This window comes from Pseudomonas sp. Z4-7 (assembly GCF_051131965.1).
Lineage (GTDB): Bacteria > Pseudomonadota > Gammaproteobacteria > Pseudomonadales > Pseudomonadaceae > Aquipseudomonas.
Genome location: NZ_CP071642.1, coordinates 5,186,160 through 5,209,827, shown reverse-complemented (window position 1 = coordinate 5,209,827; position 23,668 = coordinate 5,186,160). Strand labels below are relative to the sequence as shown.

At 61.2% G+C, this 23,668-nt stretch carries 22 protein-coding genes and 4 tRNA genes; 17 read left to right on the top strand and 9 right to left on the bottom strand.

Annotated features, from left to right (window positions below):
- Positions 1–32: 32 nt before the first annotated feature.
- Positions 33–980 carry a 4-hydroxy-3-methylbut-2-enyl diphosphate reductase gene (gene ispH, locus J3P91_RS23395; protein ID WP_305498716.1) on the top strand — a complete coding sequence of 316 codons (948 nt, stop codon included), beginning with the start codon at positions 33–35 and terminating at the stop codon, positions 978–980.
- On the opposite strand, the gene J3P91_RS23390 is transcribed toward ispH, so the two are convergent.
- Positions 934–1,473, bottom strand: coding sequence for a GspH/FimT family pseudopilin (locus J3P91_RS23390; RefSeq protein ID WP_434601876.1), 540 nt, complete (start codon positions 1,471–1,473; stop codon positions 934–936). The two genes, ispH and J3P91_RS23390, sit on opposite strands and share 47 nt — an antisense overlap.
- Positions 1,474–1,599: 126 nt before the next feature.
- Here J3P91_RS23390 and J3P91_RS23385 point away from each other — a divergent pair, with 126 nt between their 5' ends.
- From J3P91_RS23385 to thiO, 7 genes are read left to right on the top strand one after another with little or no spacing between them, the layout of a single operon-like run.
- The gene (locus tag J3P91_RS23385) at positions 1,600–2,082 is read left to right on the top strand and encodes a GspH/FimT family pseudopilin (protein ID WP_434601875.1); all 483 of its coding nucleotides are present in this window, start codon (positions 1,600–1,602) and stop codon (positions 2,080–2,082) included.
- Positions 2,079–2,540, top strand: a complete 462-nt coding sequence (pilV, locus tag J3P91_RS23380) for a type IV pilus modification protein PilV (RefSeq protein WP_305498723.1) — start codon at positions 2,079–2,081, stop codon at positions 2,538–2,540. The genes J3P91_RS23385 and pilV overlap by 4 nt, the downstream gene beginning before the upstream one ends.
- The gene (locus J3P91_RS23375; protein ID WP_434601874.1) at positions 2,537–3,250 is read left to right on the top strand and encodes a PilW family protein; all 714 of its coding nucleotides are present in this window, start codon (positions 2,537–2,539) and stop codon (positions 3,248–3,250) included. The genes pilV and J3P91_RS23375 overlap by 4 nt, the downstream gene beginning before the upstream one ends.
- Before the next feature lie 11 nt (positions 3,251–3,261).
- Positions 3,262–3,738 carry a pilus assembly PilX family protein gene (locus J3P91_RS23370; RefSeq protein ID WP_434571733.1) on the top strand — a complete coding sequence of 159 codons (477 nt, stop codon included), beginning with the start codon at positions 3,262–3,264 and terminating at the stop codon, positions 3,736–3,738.
- A complete protein-coding gene (locus J3P91_RS23365; protein ID WP_434601873.1) occupies positions 3,725–6,832 on the top strand; it encodes a pilus assembly protein in 3,108 nt (1,035 codons plus the stop codon). The genes J3P91_RS23370 and J3P91_RS23365 overlap by 14 nt, the downstream gene beginning before the upstream one ends.
- 8 nt (positions 6,833–6,840) lie before the next feature.
- Entirely contained in the window at positions 6,841–7,242 is a 402-nt protein-coding gene (locus tag J3P91_RS23360) for a type IV pilin protein (protein ID WP_434601872.1), read from the top strand.
- Between the two features lie 54 nt (positions 7,243–7,296).
- Entirely contained in the window at positions 7,297–8,397 is a 1,101-nt protein-coding gene (gene thiO, locus J3P91_RS23355; protein WP_434601871.1) for a glycine oxidase ThiO, read from the top strand.
- 194 nt (positions 8,398–8,591) lie between these two features.
- On the opposite strand, the gene J3P91_RS23350 is transcribed toward thiO, so the two are convergent.
- The 4 genes from J3P91_RS23350 to J3P91_RS23335 form a co-directional block, all read right to left on the bottom strand.
- Positions 8,592–9,938: a sigma-54-dependent transcriptional regulator gene (locus J3P91_RS23350; protein ID WP_434601870.1), complete on the bottom strand. Its 1,347-nt coding sequence runs from the start codon at positions 9,936–9,938 to the stop codon at positions 8,592–8,594.
- Positions 9,935–11,524 (bottom strand): two-component system sensor histidine kinase NtrB, encoded by a 1,590-nt coding sequence (locus J3P91_RS23345; protein ID WP_434601869.1) that lies wholly within the window; start codon positions 11,522–11,524, stop codon positions 9,935–9,937. Before J3P91_RS23345 ends, J3P91_RS23350 begins: the two co-directional genes overlap by 4 nt.
- Entirely contained in the window at positions 11,514–11,747 is a 234-nt protein-coding gene (locus tag J3P91_RS23340; protein ID WP_434601868.1) for a PP0621 family protein, read from the bottom strand. The genes J3P91_RS23345 and J3P91_RS23340 overlap by 11 nt, the downstream gene beginning before the upstream one ends.
- 124 nt (positions 11,748–11,871) lie before the next feature.
- Positions 11,872–12,888, bottom strand: coding sequence for an outer membrane protein assembly factor BamD (locus J3P91_RS23335; RefSeq protein WP_305498735.1), 1,017 nt, complete (start codon positions 12,886–12,888; stop codon positions 11,872–11,874).
- Between the two features lie 150 nt (positions 12,889–13,038).
- On the opposite strand from J3P91_RS23335, the gene rluD reads away from it, so the two are divergent.
- From rluD to J3P91_RS23295, 8 genes are all read left to right on the top strand, one after another.
- Complete coding sequence (rluD, locus tag J3P91_RS23330) at positions 13,039–14,001, top strand: 23S rRNA pseudouridine(1911/1915/1917) synthase RluD (protein WP_003205696.1); 963 nt, start codon at positions 13,039–13,041, stop codon at positions 13,999–14,001.
- On the top strand, positions 13,998–14,723 hold the full coding sequence (gene pgeF, locus J3P91_RS23325; RefSeq protein ID WP_434601867.1) for a peptidoglycan editing factor PgeF: 726 nt from the start codon (positions 13,998–14,000) through the stop codon (positions 14,721–14,723). Before rluD ends, pgeF begins: the two co-directional genes overlap by 4 nt.
- A 131-nt stretch (positions 14,724–14,854) precedes the next feature.
- Positions 14,855–17,419 carry an ATP-dependent chaperone ClpB gene (clpB, locus tag J3P91_RS23320; protein WP_434601866.1) on the top strand — a complete coding sequence of 855 codons (2,565 nt, stop codon included), beginning with the start codon at positions 14,855–14,857 and terminating at the stop codon, positions 17,417–17,419.
- A gap of 315 nt (positions 17,420–17,734) precedes the next feature.
- Positions 17,735–17,810 (top strand) — tRNA-Asn (locus J3P91_RS23315).
- Between the two features lie 7 nt (positions 17,811–17,817).
- A tRNA-Pro gene (locus J3P91_RS23310) sits at positions 17,818–17,894 on the top strand.
- Positions 17,895–17,899: 5 nt separating this feature from the next.
- A tRNA-Lys gene (locus J3P91_RS23305) sits at positions 17,900–17,975 on the top strand.
- Between the two features lie 94 nt (positions 17,976–18,069).
- A tRNA-Pro gene (locus tag J3P91_RS23300) sits at positions 18,070–18,146 on the top strand.
- A 156-nt stretch (positions 18,147–18,302) separates the two neighbouring features.
- Entirely contained in the window at positions 18,303–19,928 is a 1,626-nt protein-coding gene (locus J3P91_RS23295) for a methyl-accepting chemotaxis protein (RefSeq protein WP_305498740.1), read from the top strand.
- Positions 19,929–20,079: 151 nt separating this feature from the next.
- On the opposite strand, the gene J3P91_RS23290 is transcribed toward J3P91_RS23295, so the two are convergent.
- From J3P91_RS23290 to J3P91_RS23275, 4 genes are read right to left on the bottom strand one after another with little or no spacing between them, the layout of a single operon-like run.
- Positions 20,080–21,378, bottom strand: a complete 1,299-nt coding sequence (locus J3P91_RS23290) for an NAD(P)/FAD-dependent oxidoreductase (protein WP_434571751.1) — start codon at positions 21,376–21,378, stop codon at positions 20,080–20,082.
- Between the two features lie 60 nt (positions 21,379–21,438).
- Positions 21,439–21,612 (bottom strand): DUF3094 family protein, encoded by a 174-nt coding sequence (locus J3P91_RS23285; protein ID WP_076386361.1) that lies wholly within the window; start codon positions 21,610–21,612, stop codon positions 21,439–21,441.
- A 52-nt stretch (positions 21,613–21,664) separates the two neighbouring features.
- The gene (locus J3P91_RS23280) at positions 21,665–22,192 is read right to left on the bottom strand and encodes an MOSC domain-containing protein (RefSeq protein ID WP_434571754.1); all 528 of its coding nucleotides are present in this window, start codon (positions 22,190–22,192) and stop codon (positions 21,665–21,667) included.
- Positions 22,189–22,815, bottom strand: coding sequence for a DUF1780 domain-containing protein (locus J3P91_RS23275; RefSeq protein ID WP_030140261.1), 627 nt, complete (start codon positions 22,813–22,815; stop codon positions 22,189–22,191). Before J3P91_RS23275 ends, J3P91_RS23280 begins: the two co-directional genes overlap by 4 nt.
- Before the next feature lie 143 nt (positions 22,816–22,958).
- On the opposite strand from J3P91_RS23275, the gene J3P91_RS23270 reads away from it, so the two are divergent.
- Positions 22,959–23,645, top strand: coding sequence for an energy-coupling factor ABC transporter permease (locus J3P91_RS23270; RefSeq protein WP_434601865.1), 687 nt, complete (start codon positions 22,959–22,961; stop codon positions 23,643–23,645).
- Positions 23,646–23,668 lie beyond the last annotated feature (23 nt).

The following is a 23,668-nucleotide window of genomic DNA, read 5'->3' as shown; positions in this document are numbered from 1 at the left end:
GCAGGCTCGCTCCCACAGACACGAGGCACAGAATGCAAATCAAACTCGCCAACCCCCGTGGCTTCTGCGCTGGCGTGGACCGGGCGATCGAAATCGTCAACCGCGCCCTGGAAGTCTTCGGACCGCCGATCTATGTGCGCCATGAAGTGGTCCACAACAAGTTCGTCGTCGAGGACCTGCGCAGCCGTGGGGCCATCTTCGTCGAAGAACTGGACCAGGTACCGGACGACGTGATCGTGATCTTCAGCGCCCACGGCGTTTCCCAGGCGGTGCGTACCGAAGCGGCTGGCCGTGGCCTGAAAGTGTTCGATGCCACATGCCCACTGGTTACCAAGGTCCACATCGAGGTGGCGCGCTACAGCCGTGACGGTCGCGAATGCATCCTGATCGGCCATGAAGGCCACCCGGAAGTTGAAGGCACCATGGGTCAGTACGACGCCAGCAATGGCGGGGCGATCTACCTGGTCGAAGACGAAGAAGACGTCGCGGCCTTGCAGGTTCGCAACCCGGAAAAGCTGGCTTTCGTTACGCAGACTACCTTGTCCATGGACGACACCAGCCGGGTGATCGACGCCCTGCGCGCGCGCTTCCCGGCCATCGGCGGGCCGCGCAAGGACGACATCTGCTACGCGACCCAGAACCGTCAGGACGCGGTCAAGCAACTGGCCAACGAGTGCGATGTGGTCCTGGTGGTCGGCAGCCCGAACAGCTCCAACTCCAACCGCTTGCGCGAGCTGGCCGAACGCATGTCGACCCCGGCCTACCTGATCGACGGTGCCGAGGACATGCAGCGCAGCTGGTTCGACGGTGTCGAGCGGATCGGCATCACCGCCGGCGCCTCCGCGCCGGAAGTCCTCGTACGCGGGGTGATCGAGCAATTGCAGGCCTGGGGCGCAACGGGCGCTGACGAGCTGGCGGGTCGCGAGGAAAACATTACGTTCTCGATGCCGAAAGAGCTGCGGGTCCGCTCCCTGCTTTGAGTCCTTTTTCACAGAGGGCCTGCTCGGCCTTGACACTTTCCAGGCGGACGCGGCCGGAGGGCGCCAGGATCACTTGGTGATGGCTGACCGGCCCGCGTCTGGCGCAGACATGCAGCGTGCCTGCCTGGAACGCGCCGTCGGGGTGCAGGGCTTCTCCCTGGCCGCCGAACCTCACCCGGCGTTTCACTGGTGAGTTGCCAACCACTCGAGCATGACCGCTGCGCTCCCTCAGCAAGGTTTGCTCCTTGTTGTCCAGCGTGATTCGCCAGCCCTTGCCCCAATCATTGTCGATTCCCTGGATCAAGATGCGGCGGTTGCGCGTGATGGCTTCGCTGCGGGCAAAACGCAACCCGCTGATCAGCAACCGGGCGGTATCCTCGCGTTCGATGGACTCGATCAGCTCTTTGTAGCTTGCACCGGCCCACGGCAGAACAATTGCGGCAATCGCCAGTCCCATGAGCAGTTCGATCAGGCTGAAGCCCTGTTGATGCATGACGTCTCCTCCCTGGAGAGCGTGAAGCGGATTTAAGGCTTATGAATCGTTGTGGCACTTCGCATACGGCGACGGTTTGTTCTAGCGTGTAGAAGCAGGTATAGCCGACGGCAACGGAGGGCATCGATGGATCTTCGTACAAAAGGTTTCACGCTGATCGAGGTGTTGGTGGCCCTCGGCGTGCTGCTGATCCTGATCACCATGGCGGTGCCGTCATTCACCGGCTCGCTGCAAAATACCAAGGCCGATACCGAGATCGACGACCTGCGCCGAGCCTTGAATTTCGCGCGAATGGAAGCGATCAACCGTGGCATCACCACGCGGATTCGTCCCACCACGCAGGGCGGTGCCTGGAGCGGTGAATTGATGGTGTATGACAACACGGGCAACCCGGCCAATCCGACCAATGTATTGCGGGTTGTTCCAGCAATGGGCGGCGGCGTGACTCTGACGCTAACCTCTGAAGTGACCAACATTGATTTCAACAACCTGGGCGGGTTATCGGCACCGACCACGCCGGTGGGCTTCAATTACGTGAGAGGGGCGCAGAGCAGGACGCTCAATGTCTGCCTCAATGGACGAATCGTATTGGGTGGAAATTGCGGATGAAGGATTGCAGTAAAACGGCGCAGGAGGGCATGACGCTCATCGAGGTGCTGGTGGCGATGCTGATTCTTGGCGTGGGTTTGCTGGGCGCGGCGATGGTCCAGCTCAATGCCCTCAAATACACCGACAGCTCGCGTATGACCAGCCAGGCCAGCTTCATCGCCTACGACCTGTTGGACCGCATCCGGGCCAATTCCGGTGCCGACTACACCATCACGCCGCCGAGCTCGCCGAACCTCAACGTGGCCCGGGACCAGGATCTTTATGACTTCAAGACCAACATCGTCGCTTTCGGCGGCGCCACGGCCACCGGTACGGTTGCGCTGAACCAGCGGGTCTACACCATCACCATTTCCTGGGACGACGCCCGGGCTGCCAACACGACCAACGCGGCCGAGGCGCGACGCAGCTTTGTGCTGACCAGCCGGGTCGCTGTCGATCCATTGGCGACGACGCCATGAACCGGCATAGCCGAGGTTTCGGGCTGATCGAATTGATGATCGCGCTGGTCATCAGCCTGATCGTCGTGCTGGGCGTCGTGCAGATTTTCATCGCCGCGAAAAATACTTACGTAAGCCAGAGTGCCGCCGCGGTAATGCAAGAAGATGCACGGTTTGCCTTGAGCAAAATGGTTCAGGAAATTCGCATGGTGGGCATGTTCGGCTGCCTGGCGACGGTCACCGATGCGTCTTCGAACAATGATTTCGCCGCCAGCCAGATCACCCCGATTCGCTGGGACAACGCCACCCGCAGGTTGACCCTGGTCACGGCGGATATCGGCAATAGCGGCAGTGCGCCGACCTGGACCATCGTTTCCGATTGCCGCAATACGGCCACCGCCTACACCGGAACGCGAGCACCCGCGAGCGGGCAGATGGCCTTTCCGGTCCGGCGGCTGATCTATGGTTTCAACAACAATCAGTTATTGCTGGGGAGCGGCGCTGGCAACCCGACCATGGCGGTGCTGGTGGATAACGTGCGGGCATTCGACGTGACCTTCGGCGTGGCCGGCAGCGCGACGGACATCGCGGCCACCAGCTACAGCGGCAACCCGAGCGACCCGGCGCTGATCCGCAGCGTGCGCCTGACGCTGACGCTGTACGACCCGAAAAATACCGTGCGCGAGCAGACCTTCAACGTGGTTGCTGCCTTGCGCAACCGGCTGCTATGAGGGGGCGACTGATGAGGTCGACAGGTTTCGGGTATCGCCAGCGTGGCATGGCCTTGCTGGTCAGCCTGGTCTTTTTGCTGCTGCTGACACTGATTGGTTTGTCATCGATGCAGAGCGCCACGCTCCAGGAAAAGATGACCAGCAGCGTCATGCAGCGCAACCAGTCGTTCCAGATGGCCGAGGCGGCGCTGAGGATCGGAGAAAGCGCGGTGCAGGCAGAAAGTTATTCGTTGCCGGTTTGTACCGCCGCCCAATGCGCGCCACCGCCTGAGTCGGCAACAGTGACGGTGGCGGGGCGTTATTCCTCGTCGGGGGTGCTCTGGGTGGCCGCCGCCGGTGGGTTTTACGGCGTGCAGAATATCGGCACAACCCTTACGGCAGTCAACGTGCCGCTCAATACCTCGGCGACGCTGTACCGGATCACGGCGGTGGCGGTGGTGGGCAACAACCAGCGCAGCGTGGTGGAGAGCATCTATGCGAAATATTAGAGTGCCTCGGGGCTGGCGCCAGGCGTTGTGGGGGATGTTGCTCAGCCTTTACCTGACGGCCCCGGTCTATGGCTTCACACCGTCGGAATCACCGCTGTTGAGTGCGGCGGCGGTGACGCCCAACGTGATGCTGCTGATCGATGATTCGGGGAGCATGAACAACATTATCTGGGCGGCGGGGTTTGATCCGGCGGCAACGCAACCACCGATTTCTATATGCACTGACGACAGAAGTTGTAGCAGCAGCAATAGGGCGCTGCTTGCGGCAAACGACGGGAACGTCTTGCTTGCGAGTCTGTTCCGCGGCGATTGTTTAAATGGCTGGTATGGCTTCTACCGAACTGGCTTTGGTCAGGTTTGCCTGCGGTTACCCGATCCGGTTGGCGGCGAGAATACTCGCTACACAGCTAAGTACTTATCTTATCTAGTCACCCTTGCCAACGGTTCAAGCCGGGACTTCACCAACGGCTCAATCCCGAGAGACTATCGAATAAACGTAGCAAGGAATGTTTCGACTGATCTGGTCGGCAACAATCGCTCCCTGCGCATCGGCCTTGCCACTTTCAATTCGCCCAACAGCTTCAATTCCGGCCCTGGCGGCTATATTGCTCGTGCGATCAGCGATCTGTCGCCGGTAAGTGGCAGTGTCACCCAGACGCAGGCGAATACTAACTACAGCGCCTTGATCAGCGCCATAAACGCTCTAGGCGCCGTCGCCAATACGCCGCTGGCTGAGAGTTACTACGAAGTCACTCGTTATTTCAGAGGTATGGCGCCTTATTACAACAGCACCCCAAGTACCTATACCAGTCCGATTCAGTACCGATGCCAGAAAAATTTTGGCGTGGTGATCACTGATGGTTTGCCCACTTTTGACCGAACGTTTCCTACCGATGATCCGTCCGGGGGAAGCCGCTTGCCAAACTGGGATGGCATCAGCGCCAACGATGGCGCCGATCCCAGGGGGGACGGAGAGGGTGACACGCTGTATCTGGATGACATCGCCAAATTCGCCTTCGACACCGACATGCGTTCCACCGGCACCGACGTCACCGGGAAAAGCTGGGATGGAGCCGAATTCCGCCGGCAGTACCTCAATACTTATACTGTGGGTTTTGCTGTCACCAACCAGATGCTTTCCGACGCCGCTCGCTACGGTGCGGGCAAATATTATCCGGCCACCGACAGTGAAGGCCTGAACTCGGCCCTGTCGTCGGCCCTGAGCGACATCACCTCCAAGGCCGGTTCCGGAGGCGGCGGCACCAGCAATGGCGCGACGCTCTCCAGCACTTCCAGTTTTTACCAGACCACCTACGACCCCAGGGACTGGCGCGGCACCATCAAGGCATTCGGCTTCAATTCCACTGGAACGGTGAACACCGCAGCAGCGCAGTGGACCACTGACACCGCTATCGTTCCCGGTGCCACACCGCCGATCTACCAGTCCTGGAACACCGCGACCAACGTGCCGGTGACCCTGGCCTATGGCAACTTTTCGCCGGCCCAGCAAACCAGCCTGAGCCAGGGCCTGCCCACGGGGATCACCGGCAGCGATCTGGTGGAATGGAGCAAGGGCGTCAACAGGACCGGGCTCAAGGTGCGCAGCGTCCTGCTGGGGGACATTATCAATTCGCCGCTGGTCCTGGCCTCGCCCACTGACCAGACCGCCTCGGACCTGCTGAACGACACCAGTTACAGCAATTACCTGACGACCAAGGCGGCAAACATGAGCAGCAGCCTGGTGGTGAATGGCAATGATGGTTTCTTTAGTGTCATCAACAGCGCCAACGGAACCCGCCGTTACGCATATATGCCGTCGACCGTGCTTCCCTCATTGCAGCTCATCGCTGATCCCGGCTACATCAATGGCGTGAGTCATAAATTCCTGGTGGACGGACAGGTTGCCGTATTCGATGCGCAACTGGGCAGCGTCTGGAAAACGCTGGCCCTGGGTGGCACCGGCGCGGGCGGCCGGGCGTTTTACGCGGTGCAACTGTTCGACGCAGCGGCAGGCAACGCGATCCGGGCACTGTGGGAGATCAGCGCGCCGACCATCGCCAACGCAGCCAATGCCTTCAATGACCTGGGCTACGCCTACGCGCGCCCTGAAGTCGCACGCCTTGCGGACGGTCGCTGGGCGGCGTTCATCGCCAATGGTTATGGCAGTAATACCGGCGTGGCGGCGCTGTACGTGGTGGACGTTCGCGACGGTTCGCTGATTCGCAAGATAGTCGTCAACAGCCCCGACACCAATAATGGCCTTTCGTCGGTCAAACTGCGGGTCAACGCCCAGAACGTTGTGCAGGCGGCCTATGGCGGCGACCTGAAAGGACGGATGTGGAAATTCGACCTCAGCGCAACTTCGCCGAATACCTGGGGCCTGGCGTTTGCCGGCCAGCCGTTGTTCACCGCTCCAGGTGGGGCGACACAGCCGATCACCGCGCAACCGCTGCTGGCGGAGAACCCCCAGGGCGGCATCCAGGTATTTTTCGGCACGGGCAAGTTCAATGAATCGGCGGACAAGCTCAACAAGGACCTGCAAGGGTTCTATTCGATCTGGGACGCTAGCGGTGGCGCCGGGCAGATTACCGTGGCGAACCTGCAGGCCCAGTCGATCACCAGCATTTTTTCCGGTACTACCGGGCAATTCGTGACCACCAGCCAGAACAACGTGGCCTATCCCACGCAAAAAGGCTGGTATCTACCGCTGATATACAACAACGCGCTGACCGGGGAGCGGGTGATCAACCCGGCCAGCCTGGTACTTGGGCGTGTTGTCTTCACGACCGCCGCCGTTGATACCACTGACCCATGCGCGAGCTTCGGTACCGGCAAGCTGATCGAAGTGGATGCGTTCAACGGTAAGATGCTCAACTACGCGGTGCTCGATACCAACAACGATGGTTCGATCAATACCCTCGACACGATTTCCGCTGGCGTGGTGTTCACGGGGGGGATCCCGACCTTGAGTGCCGTTGTCAGCGCCAATGGAGCAACCAATATGGTGGTGAATGACTCCGGTGGTGGAATCACCGACCTGCTGACCAAGTCCGTCGGTGGCAGCCGTCGTATCATGTGGCGGCAAATACAGTGAGGTAAGGCATGCGCAAATCCAACCGGGGTTTCACCTTGATCGAAATCATGATTGTCATCGCGATCATCGGTATCGTGATCACCATCGGCTATCCCAGCCTGACCGAATACATGAAGAAGGGACGGCGGGCCGAAATCGCCGGGCTACTGTCGGAACAGGCGCAAATCCTCGAGCGCCACTATTCGAAGACCAACGTCTATACCAACGCGACTGGCCTGAGCAGTGGCAACGATTTCTACACTATTAACCTGACGCCGACGGAGCAGAGCTTTACCCTGACCGCACTACGCAGAAGTGGCTCGTCCATGGCGACGGACAAGTGCGGTGATTTTACGATCGACAACACGGGCAAGCGGGCCAATATCAACTTCGCTGCCGGCGTGACCACCAAGGATTGCTGGGGTCGTTGAGTTTTTTATCCGGGTGCGGACGAGCGCCCTCTGTCTTGTGAGTCGAAACAGAACATGACCAGGCAACAGCAAGTGGTGATAGTCGGCGGCGGAGTCATCGGCCTGCTGACGGCATTCAATCTCGCCTCCGAAGGCCAGCGGGTGGTGCTGCTGGACCGCTCCGGCGTTGGCCAGGAATCATCCTGGGCCGGCGGCGGTATTGTTTCGCCGCTGTACCCATGGCGCTATAGCCCGGCGGTCACCGCGCTGGCCCACTGGTCGCAGGATTTTTATCCACAGCTGGGCGAGTCCTTGTTTGCCGCGACCGGGATCGATCCGCAAGTGCATATCACCGGCCTGTATTGGCTGGACCTCGACGATCAGGCCGAAGCACTGGCCTGGGCCGAGCGGGAAGGGCGCCCGCTGCGGGCTGTGGATATCTCCGCGGTCCATGATGCGGTTCCGGTATTGGGCTCGGGCTTTTCCCGGGCGATCCATATGGCCGATGTGGCGAACGTGCGTAATCCGCGGCTGGTGAAGTCGCTCAAGGCAGCGTTGCAGACGATGCCGAATGTCACGCTTCATGAGCATTGCGAAGTCAGCGGGTTCATTCGCGACGGTGAGCGTGTCAGTGGCGTGAAGAGCTCAGCGGGGGAGATACGCGGTGATCAAGTGGTTCTCGCTGCGGGGGCCTGGAGCGGCGAGTTGCTTGGAACGCTGGGGCTGGAGTTGCCGGTCGAGCCGGTGAAGGGCCAGATGATCCTGTACAAGTGCGTGTCCGATTTCTTGCCGAGCATGGTCCTGGCCAAGGGCCGTTATGCGATTCCGCGTCGTGACGGGCACATCTTGATCGGCAGTACGCTGGAGCATGAAGGCTTCGACAAGACGCCGACCGATGCGGCGCTGGAAAGCCTCAAGACTTCGGCTCTGGAGTTGATCCCGGCGTTGGCCGACGCCGAGTTGGTGGGGCATTGGGCCGGGTTGCGCCCAGGATCGCCGGAGGGTATTCCCTACATTGGCGAAGTGCCGGGGTTTGCGGGACTGTGGCTGAACTGCGGGCATTACCGCAATGGCCTGGTGCTGGCGCCGGCTTCGTGCCGGTTGTTCGTCGACGTGATGCTGGGGCGTGAGCCGGTGATTGATCCTGCGCCGTATGCCCCGGCAGGGCGGCTGTAGGTTCGGCTTTTCCTGTGGGAGCGCAGCTGCGGCAGCAACCAAAAATCCCGTGGCGAGGGAGCTTGCTCCCGCTGGGCTGCGCAGCAGACCCAAAATCATTCAGCAAGGTGCATCTGGGAAACAGCAGGATGTTTTTACGACTGCTGCGCAGCCGAGCGGGAGCAAGCTCCCTCGCCACGGGATGAGCGCTGGCTTCAATCCAGCCCCAACTTCTTCAACCGATACCGCATCGACCGAAACGACAACTTCAATCTCTGCGCCGCTGCGGTGCGGTTCCAGCGGGTTTCCTCCAGGGCCTGGAGGATGACCTTGCGTTCGACGTCTTCCAGGTAGTCCTCCAGATTGTCGACCTGCATCAGATCAGGATTGCCCGCCTCGCCAGCCCCGTTGTGTTCGGCGAGACGCAAGTCATCGGCCTCGATCTGCTGGTGCTCGCACAGGGTGTAGGCCCGTTCGAGCATGTTCTCCAGTTCTCGCACGTTGCCCGGGAAGCGGTAGTTCTGCAGCGCTTTGAGGGCTTGCGGATGGAGCGTCGCCACTGGGCTGCCGGCGTAGGTGGCCAGGCGCTGGAGCATGTGGTTGGCCAGCAGCTCGATGTCTTCCCGGCGTTCACGCAAGGGCGGGACGCGCAGTTCGATGACATTCAGCCGGTAATACAAGTCCTGGCGAAAGCGACCAGCGGCGACTTCTGCGCCGAGGTCCTTGTGGGTGGCGCAGAGGATTCGCACGTCCACCACTTCTTCCTGTTGCCCGCCCACCGCGCGCACGGCTTTTTCCTGGATGGCACGCAACAGCTTGACCTGCATCGCCAGTGGCAGGTCGGCGACTTCATCGAGGAACAGAGTTCCGCCGTGAGCCGCCTGGAACAGGCCGGGCTTGTCTTCGATGGCGCCGGTGAAGCTGCCTTTTCGATGGCCGAAAAACTCGCTTTCCATCAACTCCGTTGGAATGGCCCCACAATTGACCGGCACAAACCCCTGGCTGTAGCGAGGGCCTTGTTCATGAATCAGGCGCGCCACCAGTTCCTTGCCGCAGCCTGATTCGCCGCTGATGTAGACCGGCGCCTGGCTGCGGGCGAGTTTTTCAATCTGTCGCCGCACGCTGCGCATGGGTGGCGAGTCGCCCAACAGGCAGCGCTCGACGGTCGTACTCGGCGCAGCACCCGGCGACAGGCGCAAGGCGCTGCCAATCAGCTCCCGCAGCCGCCCCAGGTCGACCGGTTTGGTCAGGAAGTCGAAGGCGCCGGCCTTGAGCGCGTCGATAGCGACTTCCAGGCTGCCATAGGCGGTGATCATCGCCACCGGCAGTTGAGGAACGCGTTGCTGGATGTGTTGCACCAGTTCCAGGCCGGTACCATCGGGCAGGCGCATGTCGGTCAGGCACAGGTCGAAGGTTTCACCTGCCAGCAGGGCTTGGGCCTCGGCGAGGTTCTTGGCGCTGCGGGTGTCGAGTTTCATCCTTCCCAGGGTGATTTCCAGGAGTTCGCGGATGTCCGGTTCGTCATCGACGATCAGGATTCGTTGCCGTGAGCGTGTATTCAAATCTGTTTCCGTCCGTGAGCAAAGGTGATGCGAAAGCAACCGCCGCCTTGGCGTGATTTGAAGTCTAGGCGGGCCTGGTTGCTTTCGCACAGCTCACGGGACAGATAGAGCCCGAGGCCGGTGCCCTGGCTGCTGGTGGTGAAGAAGGGTTCGAACAAGTGCGCCTGCTGCTCCGGCGTTACGCCAGGGCCGTTGTCGATGATGTCCAGCGTGGCCAGTTGACTGTGCGGGTCGACAAACAGCTTCAACCAGGCCTCGGCCTGTTCATGGACCATTGCGCTATGACGCCAGGCGTTGCGCAGCAGATTGTCGAGCACCTGGGCCAGTTGGTCGGGGTCCATGAGTGTGATGTAGTCGCCCGGGTCGATGCTCAGGTGCAATCGCTGGGGTTCGGCCGCGTTTTCCCGGGTCTGCCGGACGAATTGCTCCAGCCATGTGCGTAAATCCAGGCGTTGCGGCGCGGTTTGCTGGCGGCGGGACAGCTGCAGGACGTTTTCGATGATGCGATTCATTCGTAGGGAGTGGTCTTGAATAATCTGCGTCAGACGTCGGTCGGCGTTGTTCAGTTCCTCGGATTCACCGAGCAATTGCGCGGCGTGGCTGATGGCGCCCAGAGGGTTGCGGATTTCATGGGAAATACCCGCGGTGAGGCGCCCGAGGGAGGCGAGTTTCAGTTGCTGGGCATGTTGGGCCACTTGGGCCAGGTCTTCGAGAAATACCAGGATCTGCTGCTGATCCAGAGGGCCGAGGGCGATGAAGCTGGGTTGCAGCGTCAGGCCGGTGCCGCTGATGGTCAGGCTTTGCGCGCGCAGGCTGGGGTTGTTCCGCCACGATTGCAGCCGTTCGACCAGGGCGCTGGAATAATCGTCTATCTGCTGGCCGACCAGGTCGTGCATGCCCAGCAGGTTCAAGGCGCTTTCGTTGGCCAGTCGCACCCGGTGCTGGTGATCAAGCACCAGGATGCCGGTGCGCATGCGTTGCAGGATCAAGGCGTTGAGGGCTTCGAGGCTGAGCACTTCGCTGGCCCGTTGCTCGGCCAGGGTTTCGCTGGCTTCCAGGCGTCGGGTCAGGCCTTGCACCAGCAAAGCGGCGGCAAAACACAAGGCGCCCAGGGTGCCTGCCTGTAGATAGCTGCTGGGGCGGCTCGCGTCGCTGAGGCCGAGGACAAATGTCGAGCCGACGATGCCAAGGGTGGCGACGGCAGCGATCAGCAGGCCGATGCGCCCCTTCAGCAAGGTGTTGCCGATGGCTACCGAGACAATGATCAGGTTGCCGATGGCGCTGGGGGCGCCACCCGCGACGAAGAACAGCCACGACAGCAGCAATACGTCGGTGAGCGCCAGCCCGAACAGCCGGGCTGGGCGACGCGTATTTTCAAGGAACACCACCAGCAGGATGTTCAGCACCAGATACAACCAGCTGCCGCTGCGCAGCAGGTCGTCGTTGGCGAACTCCAGCAGCCGGTTGTCCATGTTGCTGGTGATCAGCAGCACCAGGGTGATGCCGATGCTCAGGCGGTACAGGTGATAGAGGCGCAGCAGACGCTGCGCCTGTTTGACGCGGGGACGCGAGGCCTCAGCGATCACGAGTACCCGGGCCTTGCTCGAGGTGAGCCTGGCTGCAATACCATTGTTGGTCGAGGGCCAGCGCCCGGTCGCGCGGCAGGTGCACCCCGCACTGGGCGCAACGCACCATGGGGCGCGCGTCATGGTCACGCGAGGTGTTCGATGTGGCGGAGGTTGCCTTGAACTTGCGCCACAACCATATCGCGGCGGCAATCAGGGCGATCCAGAACAGTAAACGAAGCATGATGGGCGGCTTTTTGGCTAGAGATCAGGCAGTTTAGCCAAGGACAGGAACGGCGCACAGCGCAATAAAATGCAGGCATGAAAAAGGGAGACCCAGGGTCTCCCTTTTTATGGTGCCTTGGCTTTCAGTCGAACATGCCGAAGGTCATGTAGCTGAACCAGGAGCGATCGCTGGATTCGCTTTCCGGCTCTTCTTCTTCGATCACGTCGCCATTTTCGTCCTTGGGCTTGAGCTCGTTCGGAATGGCTTCCTTGGCGTCCTGGAACTGGCGCTGGACGTCCTGGTTGGCGCGGGTTTCTCCCGGCGGCAGCGGCGGACGGGATTCGATCAGGCCGAGGGTCGCCTTGCTCAGCCACGAACGGTTGTCGGCTTCATCGACCCGCGGGGTGAACTGGCCATCGACCAGCGATGGGTGATCGGGGTAGTTCAGCTTCAGCGTTTCCAGGCTGGTGGCCGCGAGGTCATCCAGGTGCAGGCGCTGGTAGGCTTCGGTCATGACAGCCAGGCCGTCGCCAACCGATGGGGTTTCCTGGAAGTTTTCCACCACGTAGCGGCCACGGTTGGCAGCGGCGACGTAGGCCTGGCGGGTCAGGTAGTAGTCAGCCACGTGGATTTCGTAGGACGCCAGCAGGTTGCGCAGGTAGATCATGCGCTGCTTGGCATCAGGCGAATAGCGGCTGTTGGGGAAGCGGCTGGTCAGCTGGGCGAACTCGTTGTAGGAGTCGCGCGCGGCGCCCGGGTCACGCTTGGTCATGTCCAGCGGCAGGAAGCGCGCCAGCAGGCCGACGTCCTGGTCGAAGGAGGTCAGGCCCTTGAGGTAGTAAGCGTAATCGACGTTCGGGTGCTGCGGGTGCAGACGAATGAAACGCTCGGCGGCGGACTTGGCAGCTTCCGGCTCGGCGTTCTTGTAGTTGGCGTAGATCAGCTCCAGCTGCGCCTGGTCGGCGTAGCGACCGAACGGATACCGCGACTCCAACGCCTTGAGCTTGGCGGTGGCGCTGGTATAGCTGTTGTTATCCAGGTCGTTCTGCGCCTGTTGGTACAGTTCGACTTCGCTCAGGTTTTCGTCTACGACTTCCTTCGACGAGCAAGCAGCAGTCAATGCGAGGATGGCGATCAGCAGCAGGTGTTTCACTTGCATGGCGGCTTGCGTCCCTATGACGGCCGCTGTCTTGGGCGGGGCCGTCCTGTTATGATGAGCGCCCCGTTGAAAGCCTCGGGGCAAAAGACGCCGTATTTAACCACAAGCGCGCAGCCGAAACCAAAGGCTGTGCCGACGCCCAGTCCGAGCATGTCCGATAAAATAGAACTTCGCGCAGAGGTGCCGTCCGAATTGGGCGGCCAACGCCTCGATCAAGTCGCCGCCCAACTCTTCGCCGAGCACTCGCGCTCGCGCCTTTCCGCCTGGATCAAGGACGGTCGCCTGACAGTGGACGGGGCGGTGATCCGTCCGCGCGACATCGTCCATGGTGGCGCCATCCTCGAACTGACCGCCGAGCAGGAGGCCCAGGGAGAATGGGTCGCCCAGGACATTGCCCTGGACATCGTCTACGAAGACGACGACATCCTGGTGATCAACAAGCCCGCGGGCCTGGTGGTCCACCCGGCGGCCGGTCACGCCGATGGCACCCTGCTCAACGCCTTGCTGCACCATGTGCCGGACATCATCAATGTGCCCCGCGCCGGGATCGTGCACCGCCTGGACAAGGACACCACCGGCCTGATGGTGGTCGCCAAGACCATCCAGGCGCAGACACAGCTGGTCACACAGCTGCAAAGCCGCAGCGTCAGCCGCATCTATGAATGCATCGTAATCGGCGTGGTCACCGCCGGTGGCAAGATCAACGCACCGATCGGCCGTCACGGCCAGCAGCGCCAGCGCATGGCGGTGATGGAAGGTGGCAAGCAGGCGGTCAGCCATTACCGCGTGCTGGAGCGTTTTCGTTCGCACACGCATGTTCGGGTCAAGCTGGAAACCGGCCGGACCCACCAGATTCGCGTGCACATGGCCCATATCAACTTCCCGCTGGTGGGCGACCCGGCCTATGGCGGTCGCTTCCGCATTCCGCCGGCCGCGAGCCAGACCATGGTCGAATCGTTGAAAAACTTCCCGCGCCAGGCGCTGCACGCGCGCTTCCTGGAGCTGGACCACCCGACGACCGGTAAGCGCATGAGCTGGGAATCGCCGTTGCCGGATGACTTCGTCTGGCTGCTGACGCTGCTCAAGCAGGATCGCGAGGCGTTCATCGGATGAGTGACTGGCTGATACCCGACTGGCCCGCGCCGGCCCGGGTCAAGGCCTGTGTCACCACCCGCGAGGGCGGCGTCAGCCTGGCGCCGTTCGACAGCCTCAATCTTGGCGACCATGTCGGCGATGAGCCTGCGGCCGTCGCCGAAAACCGTCGTCGCCTCACCGATCGTTTCGCCATGCGTCCGGCCTGGTTGCAGCAGGTCCACGGTATTGAGGTGGTCGAAGCTGACCCGGCCGAGGTGGCTGTCGCCGATGCCAGCTGGACCGCCACGCCAGGCATCGCCTGCGCGGCAATGACGGCCGACTGCCTGCCTGTATTGTTCTGTAACCGCGCCGGCACCCGCGTCGCGGCAGCCCATGCCGGTTGGCGCGGGTTGGTCAACGGAGTCCTGGAAGCCGCCCTCGATCGTCTGCAAGTACCGGCCGAAGAAATCCTCGCCTGGCTCGGCCCGGCCATCGGCCCGCAAGCGTTCGAAGTGGGGCCGGAGGTGCGTGAGGTTTTTGTTGCGCAACTGCCCGAGTCGCAACAAGCCTTCATGCCCAGCCACAATGCCGGGAAGTTCCTGGCGGATATCTATGCGCTGGCGCGGCTGCGTCTCGCGGCTCGCGGCGTCACCGCCGTGTACGGTGGCGGCCTGTGCACCGTGACCGATCCGCGCTTCTTTTCCTACCGTCGCAGCGCCCGCACCGGTCGCTTCGCTTCCCTGATCTGGCTTGAACGCTAGACTCTGCTGATCTGTATCAACCGCGCACTGCTTGAATCTTCCAGAATCGGCCACATCTATAGCGGTATCTGGCAGGTTTCTTCATTCAGGATGTTTTTCCAGGTCCGGCCTGCTCATTAGGAAGGTGACCCATGCGTATTGATCGTTTAACCAGCAAACTGCAATTGGCCTTGTCCGATGCCCAGTCCCTGGCCGTCGGCCTGGACCATCCCGGTATCGAACCGGCGCACTTGATGCAGGCCATGCTCGAACAGCAAGGCGGCTCCATCAAGCCACTACTGATGCAGGTGGGCTTTGACGTCAATAGCCTGCGCAAAGAGTTGGCCAAAGAACTCGACCAACTGCCCAAGATCCAGAATCCGACCGGTGACGTGAACATGTCCCAGGACCTGGCGCGGCTGCTCAACCAGGCCGATCGCCTGGCCCAACAGAAGGGCGACCAGTTCATTTCCAGCGAACTGGTGCTGCTCGCCGCGATGGACGAGAACAGCAAGCTGGGCAAGTTGCTGCTCGGCCAGGGCGTGAGCAAGAAAGCCCTGGAAAATGCCATCAACAACCTGCGTGGTGGCGATGCGGTCAACGACCCCAACCACGAGGAAGCGCGCCAGGCGCTGGACAAGTACACCGTCGACCTGACCAAGCGCGCAGAGGAAGGCAAGCTTGACCCGGTGATCGGCCGTGACGATGAGATTCGCCGCACCATCCAGGTCCTGCAGCGTCGCACCAAGAACAACCCGGTGCTGATCGGTGAACCTGGCGTGGGCAAGACCGCCATCGCCGAGGGCCTGGCCCAGCGCATCATCAATGGCGAAGTGCCCGACGGCCTGCGGGGCAAGCGCTTGCTGTCCCTCGACATGGGGGCGCTGATCGCTGGCGCCAAGTACCGCGGCGAATTCGAGGAGCGGCTCAAGGCCTTGCTCAATGAACTGTCGAAGCAGGAAGGGCAGATCATCCTGTTCATCGACGAATTGCACACCATGGTTGGGGCCGGCAAGGGCGAGGGCTCGATGGACGCCGGCAACATGCTCAAGCCTGCGCTGGCCCGTGGCGAGTTGCATTGCGTTGGCGCGACCACGCTCAACGAATACCGCCAGTACATCGAGAAGGATGCGGCTCTGGAACGGCGCTTCCAGAAGGTGCTGGTGGAGGAGCCGAGCGAAGAAGACACCATCGCGATCTTGCGCGGCCTGAAGGAGCGCTACGAGGTTCACCACAAGGTGGCGATCACCGACGGCGCGATCATCGCGGCAGCGAAGCTCAGCCACCGCTATATCACTGACCGGCAATTGCCGGACAAGGCCATCGACCTGATTGACGAGGCCGCCAGCCGCATCCGCATGGAAATCGATTCCAAGCCTGAGGTACTGGATCGTCTGGAGCGGCGCTTGATTCAGCTCAAGGTCGAGTCCCAGGCCCTGAAAAAAGAGAGCGACGAGGCCGCGAAGAAACGCCTGGAAAGATTGCAGGAAGAAATTGTCCGGCACGAGCGCGAGTATTCCGATCTCGAAGAAATCTGGAATTCGGAGAAAGCCGAAGTCCAGGGCTCGGCGCAGATCCAGCAGAAGATCGAGCAGTCTCGCCAGGAACTGGAAGCGGCCCGCCGCAAGGGCGATCTCAACCGCATGGCCGAGCTGCAATACGGGGTGATCCCGGACCTTGAGCGCAGCTTGCAGATGGTCGACCAGCACGGCAAGAGCGAAAACCAGCTGCTACGTAGCAAGGTCACCGAAGAGGAAATCGCCGAGGTGGTTTCCAAGTGGACCGGCATTCCCGTGTCGAAAATGCTTGAAGGCGAGCGCGACAAGCTGCTGAAGATGGAAAGCCTGTTGCACCAGCGCGTGATCGGCCAGGAAGAAGCCGTGGTGGCGGTCTCCAACGCCGTGCGTCGGTCCCGTGCCGGGTTGTCGGACCCTAACCGTCCGAGCGGCTCGTTCATGTTCCTCGGCCCGACCGGCGTGGGCAAGACCGAGCTGTGCAAGGCGCTGGCTGAATTCCTCTTCGACACCGAAGAGGCCATGGTGCGCATCGACATGTCCGAGTTCATGGAGAAACATTCCGTGGCCCGCTTGATCGGTGCGCCGCCAGGCTATGTCGGCTACGAAGAGGGCGGTTACCTGACCGAGGCCGTGCGGCGTAAACCCTACTCGGTGATCCTGCTCGATGAGGTCGAGAAGGCCCACCCGGACGTGTTCAACATTCTCTTGCAGGTGCTTGAGGACGGTCGCCTGACTGACAGCCACGGCCGTACGGTGGATTTTCGCAACACGGTGATCGTGATGACCTCCAACCTGGGCTCGACGCAGATCCAGGAACTGGTCGGCGATCGCGAGGCGCAACGCGCTGCGGTGATGGACGCGATTTCCACGCACTTCCGTCCCGAGTTCATCAACCGGGTGGACGAAGTGGTGATCTTCGAGCCGCTGGCCCGTGATCAGATCGCCGGTATTACCGAGATCCAGCTGGGTCGCCTGCGCAGCCGTCTCACCGAGCGTGAGCTGAAGCTGCAACTGAGCGACGAGGCGTTGGACAAGCTGATCGCGGTGGGTTACGACCCGGTCTATGGCGCACGGCCGCTGAAACGGGCCATCCAGCGCTGGATCGAAAACCCGTTGGCGCAGTTGATTCTGTCCGGTCGCTTCATGCCCGGCGAAACCGTGATCGGCACCGTGGAAAACGACGAGATCGTCTTCAACTGAAAGCCGCAACAGCCGGTGATTGAAATGGCCTCGCCTGGCGAGGCCATTTTTTTCATCAGGCCGTTGAACTCAAAGGAAAAGGCTTGTAAAGTGCGCCCCGCAGTACGTCACCCCGAGGGCGACTTCTCACTGAGAAGGAATCCAAAATAAGTTGCAAATCATTGTCTTGAAAGCAATTTAAGGGGTTGACAGAGGTTTTGAAGATTGTAGAATAGCGCGCCTCAGACACACGAACGCAGCGATGCAAACGGGTCGAAGAGGTTGCAGCAAGCTTCAACGCTGTAGCGGTAAATAGCAGTAACTTGAAATATCAGTTCCGTGATAGCTCAGTCGGTAGAGCAAATGACTGTTAATCATTGGGTCCCAGGTTCGAGTCCTGGTCACGGAGCCATTTCAATCGGGGTATAGCGCAGTCCGGTAGCGCGCCTGCTTTGGGAGCAGGATGTCAGGAGTTCGAATCCCCTTACCCCGACCATATTTGGGTCGTTAGCTCAGTTGGTAGAGCAGTTGGCTTTTAACCAATTGGTCGTAGGTTCGAATCCCACACGACCCACCATTTTTGAAACCAGTTCGCTGGAATCGAATCTTAAGATCAGAGGCCAAAAGCGCTGATCGAGGAAGGCGACTTGCGAAGGTCGCCTTTTTTTTACCGGGGTATAGCGCAGTCCGGTAGCGCGCCTGCTTTGGGAGCAGGATGTCAGGAGTTCGAATCCCCTTACCCCGACCATATTAAAAATCCTCGTATCGAAAGATACGGGGATTTTTTTTTGCCCGCCGGAAAGCCTCTTCCCTTCAAGTCATCATACAACTTGCCGATAACCCGCCGACAGGGGCATGAACGATCGCCCTCTCTTCAGGCCGATAACAAGAAAAGGCGCCCGTTATGTTTCTTCGTCAGTTGAATATCGCCCCCCGCGCCGCGCTGGGTTTCGCCTTGATCGCCGTGCTGGTGGCGCTGCTCGGCGTATTTGCGCTGGGGCAGATGTCGAGTATTCGCGACAGCGAGGTCGCGGTGGAAACCCAATGGCTGCCGAGTATCCGGGGCGGCGACGAGATCCGCGAATTGATGTTGCGCATTCGCACCATTTCCCTGCGCATGGCCCTGGATGAAGACCCGAAGAACATCCCGGTGTATCGCGGGCAGATGGATACCCGCGACAAGGAACTCAGCGAGAAAATCGCCAGTTACGACAAGCTTGTGGTGACACCGGAAGGCAAGGCGCTCTACGAACAGTTCAAGCAGACCTTCACCGCCTACCGCGCGGGGATCGCCCAGTCATTCACCCTGGCGGAGCAGGGGCGGCGGGATGAATTGATCAAGTTGTTGCTGGTGGACATGAAAACCGTGGTGGATGGCTCGGGCAAGCAGCTCAACGACCTTGCGCAACTGTTCTCCAAGCAGGTGTCCATCGAGAGCCAGAAATCCCAGGAGCACTACGTCAACTCGCGGATGATCGTCAGTCTGTTCGTGGTGCTGGCGGCTCTGGCCACGGTGGTCCTGGCAATGTTGCTGACCCGCAGTATCGTCAAGCCGCTGGGCGAGGCGCTGACTGCCGCGGAGAGTGTGGCCCGCGGTGACCTGACCCGGCCGATCGAGACCCATGGCAATGATGAAGTGAGTCGCCTGCTCAAGGCGTTGGCCACCATGCAGCAGAACCTTCGGCAAACCCTGCAGGGCATCAGCGGCTCGGCGACGCAACTGGCGACCGCTGCCGATGAATTGAACGCCGTCACGCTCGATAGCACTCAAAGCCTGCAACAGCAGAACAACGAAATCGAGCAGGCCGCCACTGCGGTCACCGAAATGACTACCGCCGTGGAAGAGGTCGCGCGCAACGCGGTATCCACCTCCGATGCGACACGCCAATCCAGCGAGTCGGCGATGTTGGGCCAGGAGCGGGTCAGCGATACCGTCAACGCGATCAGCGCCCTCGCCAGCGATGTGCAAATCACCGGCGGCCTGGTGCAATCCCTGGCCAGCCAGTCCCAGGACATCGGCAAGGTGCTGGATGTGATCCGGGCCATTGCCGAGCAGACCAACCTGTTGGCGCTCAACGCGGCCATCGAAGCGGCGCGGGCGGGAGAGAGCGGCCGTGGTTTTGCCGTGGTCGCCGACGAAGTCCGGGCATTGGCCTATCGCACGCAGCAATCGACCCAGGAAATCGAGCAGATGGTCCAAGGCATGCGCAGCGGTGCCACCCAGGCCCTGGATTCCATGCAGGCCAGCTCCAGCCGTGCGGCCAGTACCCTGGCAATGGCCGAGCGCGCGGGGGAGGCGCTGCAAACCATTACTGCGTCGGTGCATCAGATCCACGAGCGTAACCTGGTGATCGCCAGCGCCGCCGAAGAGCAGGCACAAGTGGCCCGCGAGGTGGATCGCAACCTGGTCAATATCCGTGATTTGTCCGTGCGCTCGGCCACTGGGGCCGACCAGACCAGCGCGTCCAGCCATGAACTTTCGCAGTTGGCGAACTCGCTGCGCACGATGGTGCAGCGGTTTCAGGTTTGATCGAGATTAAGTACTGACTGTACCGCCCTCATCGCGAGCAAGCTCGCTCCCACAGGATGACCGCGATCAACTGTGGGAGCGAGCTTGCTCGCGATGACGGTGGATCAGTCAGCACTAATACTGCTGATCCAGCACAATCGTCAGTAAGGCCTCAATGCAACTTCAACCGAGGCTCGGTCCCACGCCCTATCTTGCTGCCCAGCATCAGCATCGCCGTGCGGAACATGCCGTAAAGCGCCATCTGATGCATGCGGTACAGCGACACGTAGAACATCCGCGCCAGCCAGCCCTCAAGCATCACGCTGCCGGTGAGGTTGCCCATCAGGTTGCCGACCGCCGAGAAGCGCGACAGCGAGATCAGCGAGCCGTAGTCGGTGTATTTGTAGTCAGGCAGGGCCTTGCCTTCGATCCGCAGCTTCAGCGATTTCGCCAACAGCGAGGCCTGCTGGTGCGCGGCCTGGGCACGGGGCGGAACGTTGCGGTCGCTGTCCGGTTGCGGGCAGGCGGCGCAGTCGCCAAAGGCGAAGATATTCTCGTCGCGGGTGGTCTGGAGTGTAGGCAGCACCTGCAACTGATTGATCCGGTTGGTTTCCAGGCCGTCGATGTCCTTGAGGAACTCCGGCGCGCGAATCCCGGCGGCCCAGACTTTCAGGCTCGCGTCGATCACTTTGCCATCTGCGGTGATCAGACTGTCGGCAGTCACCTGACTGACGGCCGCGTTGGTCATGACCTTGACCCCGAGTTTTTCCAGAGTCCTGTGCACTGGCCCGCCGATCCGCTCCGGCAGCGCCGGCAAGACCCGTGGACCGGCCTCGATCAGAGTGATGTGCATGTTTTCCGGTTTGATCCGGTCCAGTCCATAGGCGTGCAATTCATGGGCGGCATTATGCAGCTCGGCTGCCAGTTCGACACCGGTGGCGCCCGCGCCGACAATCGCGACGCTGATGCGCTCGACCACGTCAGTCTGCCCGGCATGGGCGCGCAGATAGTGGTGCAGCAACTGCTGATGGAAGCGCTCGGCCTGTTTGCGAGTGTCGAGGAACAGGCAATGCTGCGCCGCGCCCTCGGTGCCAAAATCATTGGTGGTGCTACCGACCGCGATCACCAGCGTGTCATAGCCCAGCTCGCGGGCCGGCAACAACTCCAGGCCTGCTTCGTCGTAGGTGGCGGCCAACTGGATGCGCTTGCGCTCACGGTCCAGGCCGCTCATGCGCCCGAGCTGGAACTCGAAGTGGTTCCATTTCGCCTGGGCGACATAGTTGAGTTCGTCTTCGGAAGAATTCAGGGAACCGGCGGCCACTTCGTGCAGCAAGGGTTTCCAGATGTGGGTCAGGTTCGCGTCGACCAGCATCACACTGGCCGTGCCACGCTTGCCAAGAGTCTTACCCAGACGGGTAGCCAACTCCAGACCGCCGGCGCCGCCGCCAACGATGACAATACGATGAGTCATGGGGATATCTCGCAAGGCTAAAGGAATTTGGTGCCGTTACCCGCGCGAGCATCAATCGGCTCATAGCGTCAGGTAACTGATCAATCGGCTCAACAGGCCCAGGCCAATCGTGATGGCCAGTACCACCACCAGGAGCATCCACGGCCGGAAAGGCCGGCGCTCGACTCGGTGCTGGGACAGTTGCAGGTACTCTTCGACATGCTTCTGGTCTTCTGGGTTCAGGCGACTGGTCATAAAGGCCTCGTCAGGTAGACGTTGCGAAAGGTGCAGACGTTACAGCGTCCGGCTATCCGGCGTTAAAAGCAGCGTAGCCGGTTGCCGGGACGGGCTCGACGATCAGGCTGTCGTCCAGGCGAATGATTCCACTTTTTAACACCCGGGCGGTGATTCCGCCATGGCCGCGTACGGCCTGGAACGTGCCTTCGCCAAGATTTCGCTCAAGTCGCGCGCAGGGTTGGCACCAGCCGGTGGTTTCGAAGATCGCCTGGCCGATGCGAAAACGCCGACCCTTGAGGCTGAACAGGTTGATGCCGCTGACCACAATGTTGCGGCGCAGCTCCTCGGGACGCACCGGTTGTTCTTCGGGACGGCCCATCAGCGAGCTGATCACGGCCAGGTGTTCCCATTGGATCAACGTCACTTGCCGCGCATTGCGCACGCCGGGGCGAGCGTGATCGCCGGTCAGGCCGGCTTCCAGTCGTGCCTCGACGGCGTCCAGCTCGATCATCGGTGCATGCCCTGCGGGGCGCACGCCGATCCAGCGTACCCGGCCCCGCTGCGGCACGGCGGCGATCAGTTCCTGTAACGGGCTCAGAGGCTGATCCCCACATCGAAGACGATGCTGCGGCCCAGGTTGCCCCGCAGGAAGTCGGGTGCATCGGGATGGGCGAACAGCACGCGGGCAAAGGTCGGGCCCACCAGCGACAACGAGCGCCACCCTTGGCGCAGGTACTCGGTGGGCGGCGGGAAGTGGCTGTTGAGGTCGAGGACTTCGCGCTTGAGGCTGGCGAAAGCGATGATATCCAGCTCCCCCAGGTCCATGCCGCGCTCGGTGTAGTTATGGGCTTTCTTGCGCAGGGTCGGGGCCAGTCTCATCAGGAACTCGTTGGCCGGAATCCGTCTTGGCTTGGCCTCGCGACGCACCAGTTGGCTCAGGGAAAAGGCGCTACGGCGGCGTTGCAGTTCGTCGCGCCATTCATCGTTGAGGCGACGGCCTTCATCGAGGACAAAAAACACTTCGAAATTGGCGTCGCGAAACAACACGTCCGGCGGCTCCCCGGCGGGCGCGAACTCATCGGCGCGATAGGGCACGTTGAGCCCTTGCAGCAGGCGCTGGCAGACCCAACGCTCACGCTCCCATTTGCGGGCATTGGAGAGGAAGGCGTTGGCTTGTTCGGCCGCGATGGTCAACAAGCGTAAATAATCGGAATCATCCATGAGCCCAAGCTTAGCGTTCAATTACGACAAGCCGAAAGCGTTGCGTTGATTAATCGCGGTCGGGCGGGGGTGTAGACTGCCGGCTTGAATCTCAGGGCGATCATGGGGTCTCTGATGCAGGGGCACGCCAAAGGAGTACGTCGATGATCGGTGCCGAGTTGCTCTCCTCGCAGACCCTGGCGGTCGGCTGGTTGATCTACGTACCGGTGTTGGCCTGGGCGGTGGCAAAGGCACCGTGGGTCGAGCTGTTTACAGATAGTCGCCGCCAGCATCTCTTGTTCGGCACGGTATTCGCGCTGATCCTGTTGTGGATGGTGCGACGGGATTTCGATACGGGGGTCTCGTACCACTTCATTGGCCTGACCGCCGTCACCTTGTTGCTGGACTGGCCGCTGGCGATCCTTGGCGGGTTATTTGCCCAGCTTGCGCTGGTGCTGTTGGGGCGCCAGGACATGATGGCCATCGGGGCCAATGGCGCGCTGCTGGTTCTCCTGCCGGTACTGGTGACCGAATGCTGCGCGATCCTGGTGGAGCGTGCCCAGCCGCGCAATCTGTTCGTGTATATCTTCTGTTCGGGATTCCTCGCCGCCGCATTGTCGGCTTTGGCGTGCCTACTGCTGGGGCTTGGCCTGCTGTGGTATGACGGCATCTTCGCGATGCCTTATTGGCTGGAGGATTTCATCGGCTATCTCTGGCTGATGATCTTTCCCGAGGCCTTCATCAACGGCATGGTGGTCAGCGCGCTGGTGGTGTTCAGCCCCGAATGGCTGGAAACCTTCAACCGTACGCGCTACCTGTCGGCCCCCTGGAACGATGACGACAAGCCTTGATTCACTTCTAGGCTGCACCGCCT

Excerpts from the sequence above, each read along its gene's own strand:
- rluD (WP_003205696.1), top strand. The coding sequence starts at position 13,039 with ATGTCCGATAAAATAGAACTTCGCGCAGAGGTGCCGTCCGAATTGGGC.
- J3P91_RS23335 (WP_305498735.1), bottom strand. The coding sequence starts at position 12,888 with ATGCAAGTGAAACACCTGCTGCTGATCGCCATCCTCGCATTGACTGCT.
- J3P91_RS23365 (WP_434601873.1), top strand. The coding sequence starts at position 3,725 with ATGCGAAATATTAGAGTGCCTCGGGGCTGGCGCCAGGCGTTGTGGGGG.
- pgeF (WP_434601867.1), top strand. The coding sequence starts at position 13,998 with ATGAGTGACTGGCTGATACCCGACTGGCCCGCGCCGGCCCGGGTCAAG.
- thiO (WP_434601871.1), top strand. The coding sequence starts at position 7,297 with ATGACCAGGCAACAGCAAGTGGTGATAGTCGGCGGCGGAGTCATCGGC.
- J3P91_RS23275 (WP_030140261.1), bottom strand. The coding sequence starts at position 22,815 with ATGGATGATTCCGATTATTTACGCTTGTTGACCATCGCGGCCGAACAA.
- J3P91_RS23375 (WP_434601874.1), top strand. The coding sequence starts at position 2,537 with ATGAACCGGCATAGCCGAGGTTTCGGGCTGATCGAATTGATGATCGCG.
- ispH (WP_305498716.1), top strand. The coding sequence starts at position 33 with ATGCAAATCAAACTCGCCAACCCCCGTGGCTTCTGCGCTGGCGTGGAC.
- J3P91_RS23360 (WP_434601872.1), top strand. The coding sequence starts at position 6,841 with ATGCGCAAATCCAACCGGGGTTTCACCTTGATCGAAATCATGATTGTC.
- pilV (WP_305498723.1), top strand. The coding sequence starts at position 2,079 with ATGAAGGATTGCAGTAAAACGGCGCAGGAGGGCATGACGCTCATCGAG.
- J3P91_RS23340 (WP_434601868.1), bottom strand. The coding sequence starts at position 11,747 with ATGCTTCGTTTACTGTTCTGGATCGCCCTGATTGCCGCCGCGATATGG.
- J3P91_RS23295 (WP_305498740.1), top strand. The coding sequence starts at position 18,303 with ATGTTTCTTCGTCAGTTGAATATCGCCCCCCGCGCCGCGCTGGGTTTC.
- J3P91_RS23390 (WP_434601876.1), bottom strand. The coding sequence starts at position 1,473 with ATGCATCAACAGGGCTTCAGCCTGATCGAACTGCTCATGGGACTGGCG.
- J3P91_RS23285 (WP_076386361.1), bottom strand. The coding sequence starts at position 21,612 with ATGACCAGTCGCCTGAACCCAGAAGACCAGAAGCATGTCGAAGAGTAC.
- J3P91_RS23270 (WP_434601865.1), top strand. The coding sequence starts at position 22,959 with ATGATCGGTGCCGAGTTGCTCTCCTCGCAGACCCTGGCGGTCGGCTGG.
- clpB (WP_434601866.1), top strand. The coding sequence starts at position 14,855 with ATGCGTATTGATCGTTTAACCAGCAAACTGCAATTGGCCTTGTCCGAT.
- J3P91_RS23290 (WP_434571751.1), bottom strand. The coding sequence starts at position 21,378 with ATGACTCATCGTATTGTCATCGTTGGCGGCGGCGCCGGCGGTCTGGAG.
- J3P91_RS23385 (WP_434601875.1), top strand. The coding sequence starts at position 1,600 with ATGGATCTTCGTACAAAAGGTTTCACGCTGATCGAGGTGTTGGTGGCC.
- J3P91_RS23370 (WP_434571733.1), top strand. The coding sequence starts at position 3,262 with ATGAGGTCGACAGGTTTCGGGTATCGCCAGCGTGGCATGGCCTTGCTG.